This window comes from Thermogemmatispora tikiterensis (assembly GCF_003268475.1).
Lineage (GTDB): Bacteria > Chloroflexota > Ktedonobacteria > Ktedonobacterales > Ktedonobacteraceae > Thermogemmatispora > Thermogemmatispora tikiterensis.
This window is the reverse complement of the sequence record NZ_MCIF01000002.1, coordinates 4,188,957-4,206,283: the sequence shown is the minus strand read 5'-3', so window position 1 is coordinate 4,206,283 and position 17,327 is coordinate 4,188,957. Positions and strand designations below refer to the sequence as shown.

Genomic DNA, 17,327 nt, shown 5'->3' with positions numbered 1-17,327 from the left:
CGCGCTTCTCCAGCAGACCAGACAGTGTCACGGCCTACAGCTCAGCCCTGGGTCATATGAGGTGGCACCTCCCAACCCTGTTCATCGCCAGGGAGGTAGATGCGATAGCCATCGCCCTCCTGCACCAGGCGTGGCTGCTTGAGAGCCACATAATGCGAGGCGGCGAAGGCCAGGGCCTCCTCGGCGCTGGCAAAGGCCGCTAACTCTTCGAGCTGGCGCAAGGTGGCAAAGACCAGGGGGAAGCTACCCTCCTGATAACGGGCCAGGGCTTCGGCGGGCCTGATCCAGAGGCCGTCACTGGTCTCCAGGTGGTCGTAGACAGCCTGCTGCTCGCCAGGAGCCAGGGCGAGAAAGAAGTGGGTATCGAAGCGGCGCGGCATGCCTTCCGGCGTCAGCCAGTGAGCAAAGTAGTGGAGCCGGTCGGTGGCTAGCTGCAACCCCTCACGCTGGGCCAGCTCGACCAGTGAGCCTCGTCGCTCATGAAAGGCACGGCGATAGTCGGCGAAGCGCGCCCTCTCGGCCTCATTCTCCGTCAGGGCCAGCAGCGAGCCATTGCGATAAGCCAGCAAGACCCCAGCTTCCTCAAATAGCTCGCGAATGGCCGCCACTCGTGCTCCCGTGCCCAGGGCTGTCTGCCCCTCGGGGTCGGCCACAGTTTCACGGGCGGGAACAGGGGCGCAGAGCTGAGCGCTCTCCTCGACGGCGCGGTCATCAGCCTTGATGGAGCCACCGGGAAAGACGTAGACATCAGGCATAAATTCGCTTTGGACAACACGCCGAACCATAAAGACCTCCATTCCGGTTCCAGCGTGTCCGTTCCTCAGCAGCATCACCGCTGAGGCCAGGCGGGGCACAACTGCCATAGGTTCTCTCCATCTCCCTTGAGGAAAGTTTCTGTTGACCTGGACATGATACTGTTATAGTACCATATGTGCAGCATCCCCGCAGGCACTGCTCGCCCCCTTTACGGAGGCCACGGCCTGTGGTACGCTGAACATGTTCATGCTCTTTGTGACAGCGATAAACAGGATGCACCCGGCAGAGTAGGATCTATCAGCTCTCGACCGAAGGCAAAGCAGGGCCGAAAAAGTAACTATGGATGCAGAAGCACCAGTGATTAAGCAGTTGCAGAATCGGCACAGTCGTTTCCGCCTGGGCCTGATCGGCGATCCCGTGGCGCATTCGCTCTCGCCGCGCATGCAGCAGGCGGCTCTCGATGCCCTGGGTATCGATGCGGTCTATGAGCTATGGCAAACGCCCGCCGATGAGTTGGCCGCCTGTGTCGCCCGCCTGCTCGATCCGCTCTATCTGGGGGCCAATGTGACTATTCCGCACAAGCAGGCAGTGCTCCCTCTGCTTGACATCGTCGATCCGCTGGCGGCGCGGATCGGGGCGGTCAACACGATTGTGCCGCGTGATGGCTACCTGCATGGCTATAATACCGACGCGCCTGGTCTCTTACATGCCCTACAGGAGCTAGGTGTTGGTAAGCCAAGCGAGAGCACAACGATCTCGCTGACGGGCTATACAGCTATCATCTTAGGAGCGGGCGGCGCGGCGCGGGCGGCAGCTTTCGCCCTGGCCAGCACCGGCGTCGAACGATTGATCATCGTCAATCGCCATCTGGAGCGCGCCCAACATCTGGCGGCAGAGGTCGGCGACTTTCTGACGGCCCAGCGTCAGGAGCTGAGCGTCCCCCAGGTCTTCAGTCTCAGTGATCCCGAGTTCCTGATCCCGCACCCGCTCTCGCTCATTATCAACGCCACCCCGGTCGGTATGCACGAGGATCTCAGTCCGCTCCCCGGCGAAGTGCTGGCGCGTTTTGGCAACGAAACCTTTGTCTTCGACATGATCTACAACCCGGCGGAAACAAAGCTGCTCTGTCAGGCGCGGACCCTGGGAATGCGGGCATCCAATGGTTTGCCGATGCTGCTCCATCAAGGGGCCCTGGCCTTCACGCTCTGGACCGGCCAGCCTGCGCCGCTGGAGGTCATGCGCACTGCCCTCACCGCCGAGTAGAGCCTGGAGCCGCGTGCGCATCAGACAGACCACCCTCCGCATCCTCTTCTTTCCTTGAGCGCTCCCTGAATGGCCGCAGGTTGCCGGGCCCAAGCCAGGCCTGGGCAGGGCAGGGCAGGGCAGTTCCCCAGTGCTGCCAGCAGGAATGGAGCCGCCTAGCACCTTGCCTTTTCCTGTTGGGGGACATACTATTATGCAAGAGGGATCCACCAGCCAGAATAAGGGAGGAACCATCATTGAAACTGGCAAGCTTTTCAACACCTGATAACCCGCGTGTACGCGTGGGTCTGGTGCTCAACGACGAGATTGTCGATGCCGCTCAAGGAGCGCGTGCCCTTGGCTTCAGTGTCCCTGACCAGATGCAGACCCTCATCGAGCAGTATGGGCAGGCGGAGCGGGGTTTGCGGGCCCTGCTAGAGCAGGCCCAACAAGCCAACGGGCGTTTGAGTGCGATTCCCGCTCTGCAGGGAAGTGGCCTCGTGCAGCCACTCTCCGCCGTCCAGCTCGCGGCCCCGATCCCTCGTCCGCGCAAAAATATCATGTGCCTGGGACTGAACTACGCCGAGCACGCCCGCGAATCCGCCGCAGCCCGCGGGCGCGAGGCTCAGCTTCCGCAGCATCCCGTTATTTTCACCAAGGCTCCCACTACGGTCAACGGGCCTTACAGCGACGTGGTCATCGATCCCATCGTCTCGACGCAGATCGACTGGGAAGTTGAGCTGGCCGTCATTCTCGGCAAGGGAGGCAAGCACATCCGCGAAGACGAGGCCCTCAGTTACGTCTTCGGTTACACTGTGCTCAACGATATCTCGGCTCGTGACCTGCAGGCCCAGCACCAGCAGTACTTTCGCGGCAAAAGCATCGACGGCTACTGTCCGATGGGTCCCTGGATCGTCACCGCCGATGAGATCCCCGACCCCCAGCGGCTTACCCTGCGCCTGCGCGTCAACGGGGTCACCAAGCAAGAGGCCACCACTGACCAGATGATCTTCTCTATCCCCCGCATCATCGCCGTGCTCTCCAACGGGATGACGTTGGAGCCTGGCGACATCATCGCCACCGGTACACCGAGCGGTGTGGGCTTCGCCCGCACGCCGCCCGAATTTTTGCGCCCCGGCGACATCATGGAGACCGAGATCGCCGAGATCGGCGTTATGAGAAACCGCATTGTCGGTGTCTCAGAGGCTCGCTAACGCATATTGAGCCTGCCTTTGCCCTACTGCTGAGGCCGACGCTGGTGAGGCCGACGCTGGCGTCAGCGTTGGCCACGTTGGCCATGCCCCAAAAACGCGACGAGGCGACGGATCACGAGAATCCGTCACCTCGTCCGGCCAGGGAGAGGGTTAGCTCTTCTACTTAGTTACCCGACTCAACCTGGCCAATCAACTCACCAGCTTCGCCGCCTTCCCTATCTGCCCGGCGTTCGTACTCCTGGACACTTCTCTACGCCGCCTCCTCATTGCTCCTACCCAGACCAGGAAGGACCACGGTTGGACAGCAGGACGATGAGGGAAGATCAGACTGAGACCTCTTCTTTAATCCAGGGCGGCAGCGTCCCCCAGAGATTGAGCGCGCGAGGGCGAGCATGCCAGAGGCGCGGCGGCGTCGTCACATCTTGATCATAGTACTGCTCCAGCTCGGCAGATAGCTCAACGTGGCAGCCCTCCGGATCGGCGAAGCGCAGGAAGAGATCGTGACCAGCGCCGTGGCGCCCGGGTCCCCAGAGAACGGGTGTCTCCTGGCGGCTGAGATAATCGGCCCAGGCCAGCAGATCGAGGCCGCTGTCGATGCGGAAACCGATGTGATCAACATCGGGGCGCCCCTGGATCAGCACCAGGGTATGATGATCGGTATTGCAGCGCAGCCAGGCCCACTCGCGCAGCAACCAGTCTGAGATATCAAAGCCCAGAGCCTCGGTATAGAACTCGACCATCGTCTCCAGATGTGGCGTCTGCAGGGCCAGGTGCTGGAGAGCCAGGGGGCGCAGACGCGCCTGCCGACGTCCGCTAGCGGCGGCGTACTGCGAGAAGGCCTCATCGGACGCCACCGAGATCTCAATACGGTTGCCATCGGGATCGCGGAACCAGAGCGTATCGCCGCGCTCGCTCTCGCCGTCGCGCGGCTCGAAAGCTAGCTCCACGCCGAGCATATTCAGGCGAGCAGCCAGGGCCGCCAGCTCCGCCTCCGTATCCACCTCGAAGGTCATGTGATGCAGTCGACTCTGAGGCAGCGCAAAACGGCTATCGGCTTTCCCAGGACGGGAATCGCGGGTATCGGCGAAGAGAGCCAAGCAGTGATGTTCATCGCCCAAAGCAAGGAAAGCGCTGGCCGCCTCCACCTCCATCTCCTGTCCCACGGTACGGATCTCGCTTGAGCGCAGATCAAGGCCCACCACCTGGCGATAGAAGCGGGCCTGTGTTGCCACATCGCTGGACCAGAGGCCCACATGCGCTAAGCGTCTGACTTTTACCTTCTGAATCTGCTGCTCGCTCACTGCTGCCTCCAGGGAAAGGAACTGCTGCCGACTGCTGCCGGTGGACCTGCCTGCCGGCTGGTCTAGCTCTTGAGCACCAGCCAGACGGCCAAGGCTCTCTTTTTCTGGGGAATCATACCCAGTATGAGCGAGCCAGGTCAACAGATCTCCCCCAAAGGTCATAGCTTCTCGCCCTCCCCCTCCTCACCTTTACTCTCCACGGCGGCAGAGGGAGCACCCCCCGGCTCGTCTTGTCCGTTGGCCTCAGAGCTAGCGAAGGGCCGCGTCACGGGGATCTCCCCCGGTTGGCCGCTGGCGGACCTGGGAGGCTGTGGCTGGTCAGGCAGAGCGCGCCCCGGCAGCCCAGGCTGCGAGTTACCGCCGGCGCGAGTTGGGCCAAAGCCGAATGCGGCGAGCGGCATAGAGGGGGCGGCCAATGGAGAGGAGCCAGGTCCAGCCGGCGCACCAGCAGAGGAGCAGGGCAGCCTGTCTGGCAAAGGAGCCACGGAAGTAGCCCCGCTGGAGGAAGCGCGCTCATCCCAATCGGAGCGCGCCCCGGCAGCAGGCGAGGGCGGCCAGGAGACCTCAGTCAGGGCCGGCTCCAGTTCGCCGCGCGAGAGGTCGAAAGTCTCCAGCACTCGCACAAGCGAGGGCGGATCTGGCATCGGGGTCTCCGGCGCTCCCAACTGACCAGGCAGGCTCTTCCAGGGCACGCCAGCCGAAGAGGAGGCAGGGAGGGAGGAATCCATCACCGTCTGCTGCGAGAGGGGCACGGAAGGAAAATTAGCGGGCCAGCGCGATCTGAGCGCGAGCAGAGAGACGGCGAGAGCGAGCGCGGCACACAACGGCAGAAACCAGAGATGCCAGAGCACAGCGAGCACAAGCGTCCCCCCGCTCAGCATGGAGGACGCCACGAGCGCGGCCAAAAAGAGGCGCGGCAGCCATTGCGGCAGAGCCGCAGGCAGCGCCGGCGGCAACGACGAACGACGCCGCATCAAGCGGGCGCGGCGGCGCTGAGCGGCCCGACTGGTCTCTACCAGCCGCCGCGCCGTAGCAGGCCAGAGCGCGCGACTCACCCCACGAGAGAGGTTACTCGCGCGCTCAACCAGAATATAGATCTTCTTGTCGCTCTTGCTGTCTTCACTCATCACACATCCACCCCTGTGTAAAGAACAGGGCCACCACCCAGTCCCCCAGAGAGATGACAGCCAGATGATCGATCCTTCCTGTCGCGATACTGAAGTGCCGGCAGGAAGCCGGTGACACCCCAGTGCCTCCGCGAGGGACACGTATGGAGACAGAGGCACGCACCACACCACACATCATCCCTTGCTATATACGATGATACGCCGGGTACCAAAAGGAGATACTGGCCGGACGGTAGTCCATCGTACGAGTCCGCTACGAGAATCGTACACCACAACCAACGAACAACAACCCCACCATCGCGGGAGACCCCCTCACGGGCGGCCTTGAGCCGGCCCTTCCCGAGGCGGGCGGCATCGTCACCCCACCACCACATAGCTACCCCCTGCCGGCCTGCCTGCCTTTGCACGCACGCATCCGGCAGGCGGAGGCAACCCGCCCCGAGTCGGACCATGCTTTCCCGCACCGTCCGCGCCTTAGCTGCAGCCCGGCGGCACCGTATATAGCAGCGCCGCCGCGGTGCGCTTCGGTTCGCGCAGTGGACAACGTGCCCGTACCTCCACGCACCGCTAACGACGCGCCACCACCGAGAGGCCAGAACATGACACACTTCCAGGCACTGGCCGCAGCGAAAGCCAGTTCCTGGCCGCGCACACTCCACATCCAGACCTCTCCGCGTCTGCTCGTGCCCGCGCATTGGCACTTCACTACCGCGACAGGAACACGCTCGTGCGCGCTCCTGCACCGTAGTCAGTCAGAAGGAGCACGCTCCTTCTCTCATACCACCCCCGCTTCTTCAGCTTCAAACAAGCTCGGATCTGAGATCACGCTTTTATTGTACCTCTTTATGCTTCTTCAACGGTTACGATGCTATGAAATTTGAGTTAAGAAACAAAAGTGTGTATCGCAGATTTCTTAACTTTTCAATAGATTTATTATATTTTGCAAAAATATCGTATGGAAAGGCCTCATTGCTAAGCCAGCACGCCAGCACGGCCAGGGAGGTAGTTGGACAGAGCGTTTGCCGGGAAGGAACGAGCAAGCTGGGGAGAAGAGGCAGAGCGGCTTGAGAGAGCAGGTACTCAGAGCGAGAGCCGGACAGGAGTCAGCGCGGCGGGGCGGGCGCGGCGATCGGCAGGCAGGCAGGCAGGGAGACAAAGAGCAGAAGCAGCTAGAGAAATAGGAGAGGAAGGCAGTCAGCAGTCAGAAGAGCGGGCCAGGGCCTGGCAAGTGTGACCAGCTGGGGCAAACGATGGCACCCCATAGCCGCGAAGCGCACAACTGGACCGGGGCCGGGAGAGGACAGCAGGCTCCTTGCGCATGCCCTGCCAGCAGAGCGATGGGCATCAGGAAGGAGCGCCAGCCCTGAACACTCCAGAGAGCACCAACGCCGGCAATCTCAAGCGAGAAAGCAATGCCGGCGCAGTTTTCGCCCTCTCTCTGCCAGAGCAGGTGACGACCTCCATCGCTCTCGCATTACCTACCTGCTATGACGATGGTTCCTCGCGCTCAACCTCCACCTGGAGCGGCCCCTGCAGCCCCTCGGCAGACGGCCCATAGTAGGGTGGGTCCCATTCAAACGTAATCTTCTGACGCTTGATCGGGACAGCGGCCTGCAACTTATCCCAACGGTCTTCACGGGTCATCGTAATTTCCACATGCTGCTCATCGACCTCCAGGCGTTCGGAGATCACCCGCAGCAGATCGGCTTTGATCTGCTCCAGCAGCTCCGGGTTGACCTTCACCCGGTCCTGGACCAGGACCACCTTCAGGCGTTCCTTCGCCAGCTCGCCGGGCCTGGGCCGCTTGCGACTGGCCATAAAATCAAGCATACTCATGCACCATCGCCTCCTTGATCAGGACGGCCAGGACCGTGTGCGCTTCCCAATGACAGCGGGGCCAAAACCCACCAGGCGGCGCAAACGCTCCATCAGCGTTGGCGCCTCCATCAGCTCCTCAAGAGGGATCTCCTCACCCAGAATGCGCAGCGCAGCATTCATAAATGCCTGACCGGCACGCGAGCGCTTATCGTAGACCACCGGCTCGCCCTTATTGGTGGCCACAATAATCAACTCATCTTCGGGAACAATACCCAGCAGATCGATCCCTAGCACCTCTAACACATCCGCCACATCCATCATATCACCGCGTCGCACCATATCCGGGCGCAGGCGGTTGAGAATCAAGCGCGGCTCCGGCTTGCCCGCCGCCTCGACCAGCCCGATGATGCGATCGGCATCGCGCACCGAGGCCATCTCGGGGTTGGTCACAATGATGATCTCATCGGCGCCCACGATGGCATTCCGAAAGCCCTGCTCAATCCCCGCGGGCGAATCGATGAGCACGAACTCGAACTCCTGGCGCAGCTGCTGGCAGAGCTGCACCATCTGCACACTGTTAATGGCGTTTTTATCACGCGTCTGAGCAGCGGGCAATAGATAGAGCTCGGGCAAACGCTTATCCTTAATCAGCGCCTGACGCAGGCGACACTGTCCCTCGACCACATCGACCAGATCGTAGACGATGCGGTTCTCCAGTCCCAACACAGCATCGAGATTGCGCAGCCCGATATCCGAGTCTACTACCACCACCTTCTTACCCTGCATCGCCAGGGCTGTTCCCAGGTTCGCCGTTGTCGTTGTCTTGCCAACGCCGCCCTTTCCCGAAGTAATCGTGATCACCCGGCTATCCATGCGCATGCTCCCTGTCGATTCGGAAAACACCGTTCTTTTCGCACACCTAGCAAAATATTACAGCATCGATCAGTCGCCAGTCAGCCACTCACCTCAGTCAACAGCCAGCCAGAGCAGCAAGCAGCAATTCCGACTCGTCTCGCTTAACTCGTTCTGCGGGCCACTGCTGGGCTTCTTCTACTCTCACCACGGATTCCAGCCGGCTCAGGGAGACGCCTCATCGCCACCCACCCCGACCAGTTTCATCGCGACCAACCAGCAGCGTGGCAGAGAGACTGGCTGGCGAGTGAGAGCGAGCGCAGCCTGACCAGGGGGCCAGAGCAGCGACGCGATGCAACCGCGGATGGAACTGTACCAGCGAACGCCAACGCCCGCCTTAGCGCGGCCTCGCGTCTCACTTCAGGCCCGCCCCGCTCTGCCTGCCTTCTCTCCCTACTTACGCGGCGGGCGACCGTTGAGCCAGGTTTCGACCACAATCTGCCCCTGGCGGATCGAGGCCACCTCGGGACGCGGCTGCACCTCCAGCCCCTCGGGTGGGCGAGAGAGCAAATGGGCGATACGCAGCTGGACCGGCGCCAGGAGAAGCGCGCAGACCAGCGCCTGCTCATTATCGGGATAGCCGGCATGGACCATACCGCGCAAGACCCCCCAGACGATCACATCACCACCCGCCACCACCTCCGCTCCAGGATTGACATCGCCCAGGACCACAATATTGCTGTGGTGGTGAATCGCCTGGCCGGAACGCACCGTCCGACGCAAAAAAAGCGTATCATCTGACTCACGCGGATCACGTTGACCCGTCGTCAGCCCCAGGTCCACAGTCACAGCCCCTGCTCCTGTCCTCTCATAGGGCGAGTATGACGCATATGGCCCGGTAGCGGTATAGGCAGGCCCTCCGTTCACACCCAGCCCCAGCCTGGCCCCCCCGCCCAGACCACCCCGGCGCAGACCGGCAACCTGCTCCAGTGAAGCAATCGACATCCGATAATGCGCCAGCAAATTTTCGAGCTGAACCCGCTCGCTGGCCTGGAGCATCCGCTGCCGGGTATCAACCGTCAGCGTGGCCCCGCGAAAAAAATCAGGGGCCTCGGCCAGCCGCTCGGCCAGAGCCTGCAGCAGCTCACTAAAGGGCGTATCCGGCTCCAGGGTTAAGAGCAGACCGTGACGCGTCCCCTTGATCGCAATCTGTCCCTGCACAGACGGCCTCTCCTCCCTCCGCTCCACCTCACCCGCTACGAACCACGACGGAGCCTCGCCGCCCGTCCTCTTCAGCCGGTCACGCGCACTCGACGTCGCCTGCTCGGCAGAACCCTGCGCACTCATTTCGTTCGCCGCTTTTCTTGTATCAGATTCTTCTTTCTTCATTCAAGCAGGAATTTATCTTCTTTTCCCAGCACTACTCTTTTACTTCTTCTGCCTCACTATCCCCTTCGGGGTGGCCGCCCGCAGTCGAACGGGCCATCTGTTACAAAGAACCACCTTCTGACGCTATCAGGTTACAGTATAAACGCCAGAGCAACAAAACGCAATAGGAGCAGCTTCTTTGCCTCTCTTCGCCAGCCGGCGTTTCTCCTTAGTTCAGGCGATAGCGCGCACCCCCGCCCTCGACTTGCCGCTTGAGAGGTACCTTTGATTGAGGCAAATATTACTTCATTCCTATCTATATATTACGGACTAGACGCCAGCCCTCAGCTCATCTATTATAGTGATATATTCTCCCCGTTTTCCTATCCGTGCGTCCAGGATAGGGGAAGTGATTCACAACTTCTATCAGAAGGCCAGGAGTTCTTTCACTGCAGAGATCACGCTTGCTATTCGGCATGGTCATTGTTCTTGCTGCCTCGGCCAAGGTCAAGGAGGCAACCAGTCAGCCAGCGATGCGCTGACCGCCGCGATCTCTTCGGTTCGCCGGTACCCGGATGGCCATCCAGCGACGCTGTGCCGGCTCTGGCCCTGGCTCTGGACGATCTGAACCTTCAGGAGTTCATCACAATGGCTTTAGAAGCTTTGCAGCGTCTGGATCAGCAAAAGGGCGACCTCCCCTCCCAAAGTTACGTTCCACGAACAATGCCCCAGGCTCTCGGCATGTTCGACATGATGATGATCTTCATGATGATCATGCTCTTCATCAATAATCCAGTAAGTACAATAGGAGCGGGACCTGCCGCCTTTACTTACTGGCTGCTGGGAGCCGTGGTCTTTTTCATCCCTTGCGTGATTGGTGTCGCTCAACTGGGTGTTCTCTACCCCCACGAAGGCTCTACCTACGTCTGGACTCATCGCGCTCTGGGGAATTTCTGGGGCTTCTTCGCTAGCTTGATTTTCTGGATGCCGGGTCTGCTGGCAATGGTTGCCAGCCTGAGCATCGGCATCGCCTTCATTCAGGGCCTCAACTCCTCCTGGCTGACGCAGCCCTGGCAGCAGGGCTTGCTCTGCATCGCCTTGCTGATCATCTCCACCGTGCTGGCACTGCAGCCGATGAGCACCCTGCGCCTGGTGATCAATACGATTACGCTTTTGACCTACGCAGTGGTGGTCTTACTCGGTGGCGCGGCCCTGATCTGGCTGGCAACTGGTCATCGTCCGGCGACGCCCTTCAACGATCTCCATTCCTGGGGCATCGATCCCTCCAACTTCGTGCTTTACGGAAGCGTGGTGCTGGCTTACCTCGGCGCCGATGTTTCGATGATTCTTGGCGGCGAAATGGCCAGCGAGCGTATCGCCTCCCGGCATGTCTCCTGGGGAGCGTTCTTTGTCATTCTCAGCTATCTGGTGATCACCTTCGCTCTCCTGGTCGTCCTCGGTCCCGCTGCTGCCAGTCAGGGGCCTTTTGCGGTGATCAGCGTCATCGATCAGGTCTTTGGGAAGTTCCTGGGCAATGTGGCCGCGGTCTGCGTCATTGCCTATTTCCCAATCTTCACTACCCTTTTGAATGTGGCCTTCGCCCGCCTGCTGATGGTGGCCAGCATCGACCGCTTCTTGCCGCTAGGGCTGAGCCGCTTGAACCGCAATCGCCAGCCCGCGAATGCCATCGTCTTCCAGACAGTGGTGGCTTGCCTGTGCGCCGCCTTGATCTTCCTGCTGCCTTATCTCTTGCCTTTGGGACAGCCCACCGACCTGGCGACAGTGGTCTTTACGGTGACGCTCTCGGTGTTGACTCTGGTCTGGGCTTTCTCGTCGATCTTTATCTTCGTCGACCTGGCGGTCTTCTATTTCCGCCAGCGTGAGCGCTTCCTGCGCCTGCTGGTGGTGCCACTCCCGGTGCTGTGGCTCTGTATTATCATCGCGCCTCTTGCCTGCTTAATGGCAATGATTGTAACATTATTGTACTCGCCGATCCCACAACAGATTAGCAATGGCCAGTGGTGGTACATTGTGGGCGGCTTGACTATGATTTGCCTGGTGGTCTGCGGCATCGCCAGTATGTTCGCTATTAGCCAGGCTGCCTGGCAGGACCAGAGCTTCGAAGCGTGAACGGACCTTGTTTGCTTCCGCTCCAGGGTGCCGGAGCGGTCGTCTCCTTCGCTCTTGCCGCTGGCTAGGCGCAGTTTCGCGACGCGACCCGGCCTGGATCGACCCGATCTGCCACGCACCAGGCTCGAGGTCCGCTCGCTGCGCCCTCTGATTCCTGCCACGCTGCTGCCCCGTCCCGGTGGGGCCACAGCCTCTCTCGCGCACGAGCAGCGAATTGCAATGCTGCCCATTTGCAGTTATTTTGTTGTTTGTAAAGGAGTGGATCGCCATGACGCTTAAGTCTAGCGCACCAACCGAGGAGCAGGGCAACCTGCGATCCGGGACGATCGGCTTGCCCGGTGTGCTCTTCCAGTCGATTACGACAATGGCGCCGGCTTCCGCGGTTTCTTTTAGTTTGAGCGCCGCGGTGCCTTTCTCCGGAGCCGCTCTCCCCCTGGCGGTGACGATTACGCTGGTGGTTAGCGTCTTGATCGCTTTGAATATCGGGGAGCTGGCACGCCACTTGCCTTCCGCTGGCGGCTTCTTTACTTATATCAGCCGCTCGCTCGGTTCGGTGCCCGGCTGGGTGACCGGCTGGATCTTCGATCTGGCTTATCTGTTGATTGTTCCTCTGCAGCTGCTGGTTCTGGGGCCAGTCGCCGCTTCGATTGTGCCTCTGGGTCCCTACGGATGGGCAATCTGGGCTGTCATCTTCGCAGTGGTGATTTTCGCGCTGACTTATTTCGGCATCAAGGTCTCTGCTGATGTGGGCGTGGTGCTGGGCTGTATCGAGATCGGGGTCTTCTTGCTGCTGGCTCTGTGGCTGATTGTGACTGCCGGGAACAATAATACGCTGGCAACCTTCAATCCGGCTTCCAGTGCACAGTCGGGCTTTGGCGGCTGGCAGGGCGTGCTGCTAGGAATGATTTTCACGGTGCTGGCTTTTGCCGGTTATGAGTCATCAGCTCCTCTGGCAGAGGAGACGCGCAATCCGCGCCGTACTGTGCCTCTGGCAATTGTGTTAGCCGCCCTCTTGATCGGTCTTTTCTATGTCTTTTGCTCTTATGCTGCCGTGGTCGGCTGGGGTCCGGCCAAGATCGCCGCTTATGCCAGCGATCCAAACCCCTGGGGGACGATGGCGCAGCGCGTCTGGGGCGGCTTCAGCCTCATTGTGAACCTGGCGATTCTGAATAGCGCGCTGGCGAACTCGAATGCCGGCGTGAATGCCGTGTCGCGCGTGCTCTATGCTATGGGTCGTGTGCGCGCTCTGCCGGGAGTGCTGGCTCATCTGAACCGTTTTGCTTCGCCCGATGTGGCCATTGTTTTCACTATGGTGGTAGGCATTGTACTGACGGTGGCGCTCGGTCTCGCCTTCGGGACAGCGACAGCGTTCGCCCTGATCGGTACGATTATTGTGCTGCCCATTATTCTGGTCTACCTGGCAACCTGCGTGGCGGTGCCGGTCTTTTACCTGCGCGAGCACCCCAGTGAGTTTAATGTCTTCCGCCACATCGTGCTGCCGCTGATCCCAACGGTGGTGCTGCTGATCGTGCTCTGGTTCCAGGCAACGCAGCAGTACGAGGCTCCGTTGACATGGGCCTTCCCCCTGGCAGTGGTCTGGCTGGTGCTCGGAATCATCATCGCTCTGGTGCTGCGCTTCCGCGCTCCAGAGGTGCTGGAAGCGAGCAGCAAGGTCTACGTGGAGGCCGAGTAAGTTCCTCTCTCTGGAAGAGGTCTCCCGCTTGTCGTTAGAGATGCGACGGAGAGGCGGGCCGCCCAACGGCGCCGCCTCTCTTTTTTGTGGTGAGCGGGGGGCGCCTCGCCCTCCGACGCCAACCGTGCCTGAGCTTGCTTTGGCCGCCGCTGCTTTTTACAATAGCGACTAGAGACTCTTTCTCTGGAGATGTCTGGCTGATGAGTTCTTCTCTGCTTCCCCACGATTTTCTGCGTTTTCCGACAGAGCGCGAGCTGGTGCTACGCGATCAGGGGACGCTGGTGGGGGTGATCCCTGAGATCTGCCTGGTTTCGCATTTCCAGGTTGGGAACTGGGAGGTGCTCTATCGCCCCCTGACCACCGGCAATGTGCGCCGCTGGGGCCTGCCACTGATGATCCCGAATTTTTCGCGCCTGCGCAATGGCTTGTTTGTGGAGAAAGGGACCACCTTGCCGATCCATGGCTTCGGTCGCCTGCTGCCCTGGACCCTGCTGGCGGCGGACGAGCATCAGGCTCAGTTGCAGTTGCAGAGTAGCGAGGTGACGCGCGTCTGCTATCCCTATGAGTTTACTTTTACGGTGACGGTGGCGGTGGCGTCCGGCAGGCTGACCTATACGCTGGAAATGGCGAATCGCAGCGCTGAGACGATGCCGATTGCGCCAGGTTTCCATCCGTATTTTGCGGTGGCTCAGGCCGATAAGCCGCGCTTGCAGGTGCAGGGCCTGGCTGGCTTCGAGGCGGCGGCGATCGACTGGGAGCGCCAGCCGCCAGATACGCCTTACCCTTTCTCCGGCGAGGTGACGATCACTTTTCCTGAGCAGGGAACGCTGTCCATTGTAGAGCTGCCCCAGAACGGTCGCTACGCTTTGCATAATATGCAGGTGTGGACGGAGTTGCCGACGCGTCCTGATCATGCCTTTGTCTGCTTTGAGCCAACGGTCGGTAGTGAGGATGCGCTGAATCGGCCCGGCGATCGTTTGGAGATCGCGCCTGGGACCACAGCCTCAATTGTGCTGCAGCTGCACGCCCAGGCACAGGCATGATCAAGACGGCAAGGCACCCTGATCATGCCTGCCTCTCGTGCACAGCTGCCGCTTGCTTGCCACTACTGCCGGGCTGCTGGCTGCGCTCCTGCTCGGCTCTGCTCTGGCTTGTGCTGTCGCCGGAAGGCAGCCCCGGCTAAGCTGATGGCCTGTGCGCGCGAATGCTGGCGCTGAGCCAGCGGCCCTCAAGACGATGGCGCTCTTCCTGGTTGACAAATGGCGGCCAGTCCCAGTCGCCAGGCCCCAGCTCGATGACAATGTCACGGAAGCCAATGGCCGTTAGCAGCTCACGGTAGGCCTCCACGCTGATAGCCCCAGTCAGGCAGGCCGCCCAGGCCCGCGGCTCACGACGGAGATTGAGCGGTAGCTGCCCTTCAAGAACTGGATCGGCCAGGATCAGCCTGCCACCTGGTTTGAGGAGACGGTAGGCTTCGCGTAAGACGCGCTCTTTGTCTGGCACCAGGTTGATGACACAGTTGGAGATGATGATGTCGATGCTTTCCGACGGTAGGGGAACGGCTTCGATGATCCCTCGGAGGAAGCGCACGTTTTCCAGACCGAGCTGGCGCCGATATTGTTCGGCCTTCTCCAGGGCGACCTCGTTCATGTCAATACCGTAGGCCACTCCGCCGGGCTGTAACTGCGGAGCGGCCAGCAGCAGATCAAGGCCCGTGCCGCAGCCCAGGTCGACCAGGCTTTCCCCGGCTTTCAGTCTGGCTTGCTTGAGAGGATTACCGCAGCAGCAGGCACTGGCCAGCAGCTCTGCGGGCAACTCCTTGAGCTGCTCAGGAGCAGAGCAGGCACACTGGCTGGAGGCCCGCTCCTGCTTCCGATCCTCGCAACAGCAGGCCGTCGCAGCATTCAATATGTTTTCTTGATAGTAACGTTGAACGAATGATCGTAGCTCTTCTTCTGATGTAAAAGGCATATCTGCCATGATGGGGCTTTCCTCCTTCCGACTGGTTGGCGCTGGCGCTGGACCAGCGTAGCTTTTTCTTTGTCTGGAAGAGAAGACGCCCTTCCCGCGAAAAGGACGCAGCCAGCCAGACGGTAAGGCGATCCAGGCGAGGGGACAGCGGGAAAGTTAGCGACCGGAGGCTGCAGCACAGGCGCTCTCATTGGGGCAAGCGCCGCCACCTTGCTCGCTTTCCTCGAGTCGCAGACAACAGGAGGTCAGTGGTTGGTAGCCGATGACTCGCCCCAGACGATCAAATTCAAACTGGCAGCAGGCCTGTAGAAGCTGGCGGAGCCGCTCACGCGCCCGTTGGACGCGCGATTTGGCCCCAGAGAAGGAGAGTCCCAGGCGGCGGGCCAGTTCGCGCTGCGAGAGTCCCTCATACTCGGTAAGGATCAATGCTTCGCGATAGGGTGCAGGCAGGCAGCGGATTAGCTCTTGCAAGGATCGCTTGATGGCTGCCCGCGCGACCTCGCTGGCTTGCTCTTGCTCAGAACGCAGCAGAATCTCGCTCGTGACCGCCTGGCTCTGAGGCTGATCCTCTAGCGGTAGAAGATTGCGACGCCGACGGTAGTAATCGCAGACCAGGTGACGGGCGATGCGATAGGCCCAGTGCTCTAGTTTCTCATTAGAACGCAGCTCTTGGGAGTGTTGGTGAATACGGAGAAAAATTTCTTGTAAGAGGTCGTCTACGCTCTCTTCGTCAGGCAGTCGACGACGGAGAAAGAGACGCAGCGGCTCATGCAAGGCAACCCAGGCTCGTTCAGTCACGCTGGACATTGGTGCGGCCTCCTCGTGCACAGACTTTTCTTTTAGAAGACGCGGCTTCGCCTGAAAGGACGCAGAGCCTCTTCTCCTCAAGCGCAGGCGGGGATCAGTCTACGTCCGTACAGCGTCCTCTGCCTGCTGCTCCAGAGCAGCAAGACGGGCCGCGAGGGCTTGAGATCAGCCGCAGCGTAGCACCATGACGGTGGCCGTCTGAGGACAGGCCTCCCTCCACTCTGCTGAGGCGTGCAGGGCCACTGGTACGTCGCCACGAGCGATGGGCTGGAAGCCCAGCCGCTCAAAGAAGGACTCGGCCCCTGCGGTCAAGAGATAGATCTCTCGGATAGCCAGCGCCTGCGCTTCCCGCACTACCGCACGGACAAGCTGACTGCCAATTCCTTGCTGGCGCCAGGGAGGAGCTACCGCTACCGAGCGCAGTAAGACTCGCTCGCCATAGCGTTCCAGACCGGCGCAGGCGACTGGGGTTCCGTCTTTCCAGGCCAGCCAGGCCCGCCAGAGGTCGCGCTCCAGCCCCGCGAGTGGAAGATGGCTTTCACGCAAGAGATGTTGTATAATCGTCAGCTGCTCGCCAGTGGCAGGGACGATCTGCCCAGCTGTAGATTCATCCGTAGTCATCGGCCAGGCCCCCGGGTGATCTCCGTTGATGGTTTTAGCTGGCACGAGCAGGCCAGCACCTGCCTTGATTGTAGACCGCCTTGCCCGGACAGAGCAAGCCCCTGGCCAGCCGCTTGGGGGACAGAAGGTCACCTTCGCTTGCACCTCTACCGAGACTCGTTCGTAAATATCTTTTGAAACGATGGAAAGGGAGTCAGACCAGCGATGCGGATCTCCACTGGGCTGGGCAGCCTGGCAACTGCCGATCTGTCTGGCCGACTGGACTGGTTACTCTCCCGCGCGCTGCGTCTCTCTTGCCAGTGTGCAATTTCCCTTTGTGTGGGATATAATAGGATAGTTATAGGGAGCACCTGAAAGCGTCACGCCAGTGCCAGGGAGCGGGGTAGACGCCGCTCTCAGCCAAAGACGGCGCAACCAGAAAACAGGA

At 60.7% G+C, this 17,327-nt stretch carries 14 protein-coding genes; 5 read left to right on the top strand and 9 right to left on the bottom strand.

Translation table 11 applies throughout. From position 1 onward, the window contains the following. Window positions 1-41: 41 nt before the first annotated feature. Window positions 42-863: an NUDIX hydrolase gene (locus tag A4R35_RS16790; RefSeq protein ID WP_112431358.1), complete on the bottom strand. Its 822-nt coding sequence runs from the start codon at window positions 861-863 to the stop codon at window positions 42-44. Between the two features lie 232 nt (window positions 864-1,095). Here A4R35_RS16790 and aroE point away from each other — a divergent pair, with 232 nt between their 5' ends. After that, the gene (gene aroE / locus A4R35_RS16785) at window positions 1,096-2,019 is read left to right on the top strand and encodes a shikimate dehydrogenase (protein WP_112431356.1); all 924 of its coding nucleotides are present in this window, start codon (window positions 1,096-1,098) and stop codon (window positions 2,017-2,019) included. A 236-nt stretch (window positions 2,020-2,255) separates the two neighbouring features. Continuing rightward, a complete protein-coding gene (locus A4R35_RS16780; protein WP_223258374.1) occupies window positions 2,256-3,212 on the top strand; it encodes a fumarylacetoacetate hydrolase family protein in 957 nt (318 codons plus the stop codon). A 323-nt stretch (window positions 3,213-3,535) separates the two neighbouring features. Here A4R35_RS16780 and A4R35_RS16775 read toward each other — a convergent pair whose 3' ends face one another. The 5 genes from A4R35_RS16775 to A4R35_RS16755 form a co-directional block, all read right to left on the bottom strand. After that, window positions 3,536-4,675, bottom strand: a complete 1,140-nt coding sequence (locus A4R35_RS16775) for a VOC family protein (protein ID WP_112431354.1) — start codon at window positions 4,673-4,675, stop codon at window positions 3,536-3,538. Further along, window positions 4,672-5,640, bottom strand: a complete 969-nt coding sequence (locus A4R35_RS16770) for a hypothetical protein (RefSeq protein WP_112431352.1) — start codon at window positions 5,638-5,640, stop codon at window positions 4,672-4,674. The genes A4R35_RS16775 and A4R35_RS16770 overlap by 4 nt, the downstream gene beginning before the upstream one ends. Before the next feature lie 1,485 nt (window positions 5,641-7,125). After that, a complete protein-coding gene (minE, locus tag A4R35_RS16765) occupies window positions 7,126-7,476 on the bottom strand; it encodes a cell division topological specificity factor MinE (protein WP_112431350.1) in 351 nt (116 codons plus the stop codon). An 18-nt stretch (window positions 7,477-7,494) separates the two neighbouring features. Next, window positions 7,495-8,331, bottom strand: a complete 837-nt coding sequence (gene minD, locus A4R35_RS16760; RefSeq protein WP_112431349.1) for a septum site-determining protein MinD — start codon at window positions 8,329-8,331, stop codon at window positions 7,495-7,497. A gap of 432 nt (window positions 8,332-8,763) precedes the next feature. Beyond that, window positions 8,764-9,531: a septum site-determining protein MinC gene (locus tag A4R35_RS16755; RefSeq protein ID WP_223258373.1), complete on the bottom strand. Its 768-nt coding sequence runs from the start codon at window positions 9,529-9,531 to the stop codon at window positions 8,764-8,766. A 795-nt stretch (window positions 9,532-10,326) separates the two neighbouring features. On the opposite strand from A4R35_RS16755, the gene A4R35_RS16750 reads away from it, so the two are divergent. The 3 genes from A4R35_RS16750 to A4R35_RS16740 all read left to right on the top strand — a co-directional run bounded on the left by A4R35_RS16750 (window position 10,327) and on the right by A4R35_RS16740 (window position 14,544). Then, window positions 10,327-11,808 (top strand): APC family permease, encoded by a 1,482-nt coding sequence (locus A4R35_RS16750; RefSeq protein ID WP_146747247.1) that lies wholly within the window; start codon window positions 10,327-10,329, stop codon window positions 11,806-11,808. Between the two features lie 268 nt (window positions 11,809-12,076). Continuing rightward, window positions 12,077-13,501, top strand: a complete 1,425-nt coding sequence (locus tag A4R35_RS16745) for an APC family permease (protein WP_112431344.1) — start codon at window positions 12,077-12,079, stop codon at window positions 13,499-13,501. Between the two features lie 200 nt (window positions 13,502-13,701). Further along, on the top strand, window positions 13,702-14,544 hold the full coding sequence (locus tag A4R35_RS16740; protein ID WP_112431342.1) for an aldose epimerase family protein: 843 nt from the start codon (window positions 13,702-13,704) through the stop codon (window positions 14,542-14,544). Window positions 14,545-14,680: 136 nt separating this feature from the next. On the opposite strand, the gene A4R35_RS16735 is transcribed toward A4R35_RS16740, so the two are convergent. The 3 genes from A4R35_RS16735 to arsN2 all read right to left on the bottom strand — a co-directional run bounded on the left by A4R35_RS16735 (window position 14,681) and on the right by arsN2 (window position 16,900). Next, window positions 14,681-15,481, bottom strand: coding sequence for a methyltransferase domain-containing protein (locus A4R35_RS16735; RefSeq protein ID WP_112431340.1), 801 nt, complete (start codon window positions 15,479-15,481; stop codon window positions 14,681-14,683). Window positions 15,482-15,628: 147 nt separating this feature from the next. Further along, on the bottom strand, window positions 15,629-16,279 hold the full coding sequence (gene sigZ, locus A4R35_RS16730) for an RNA polymerase sigma factor SigZ (RefSeq protein ID WP_112431338.1): 651 nt from the start codon (window positions 16,277-16,279) through the stop codon (window positions 15,629-15,631). Between the two features lie 165 nt (window positions 16,280-16,444). Continuing rightward, complete coding sequence (gene arsN2 / locus A4R35_RS16725; protein ID WP_112431336.1) at window positions 16,445-16,900, bottom strand: arsenic resistance N-acetyltransferase ArsN2; 456 nt, start codon at window positions 16,898-16,900, stop codon at window positions 16,445-16,447. Between the last annotated feature and the right edge of the window lie 427 nt (window positions 16,901-17,327).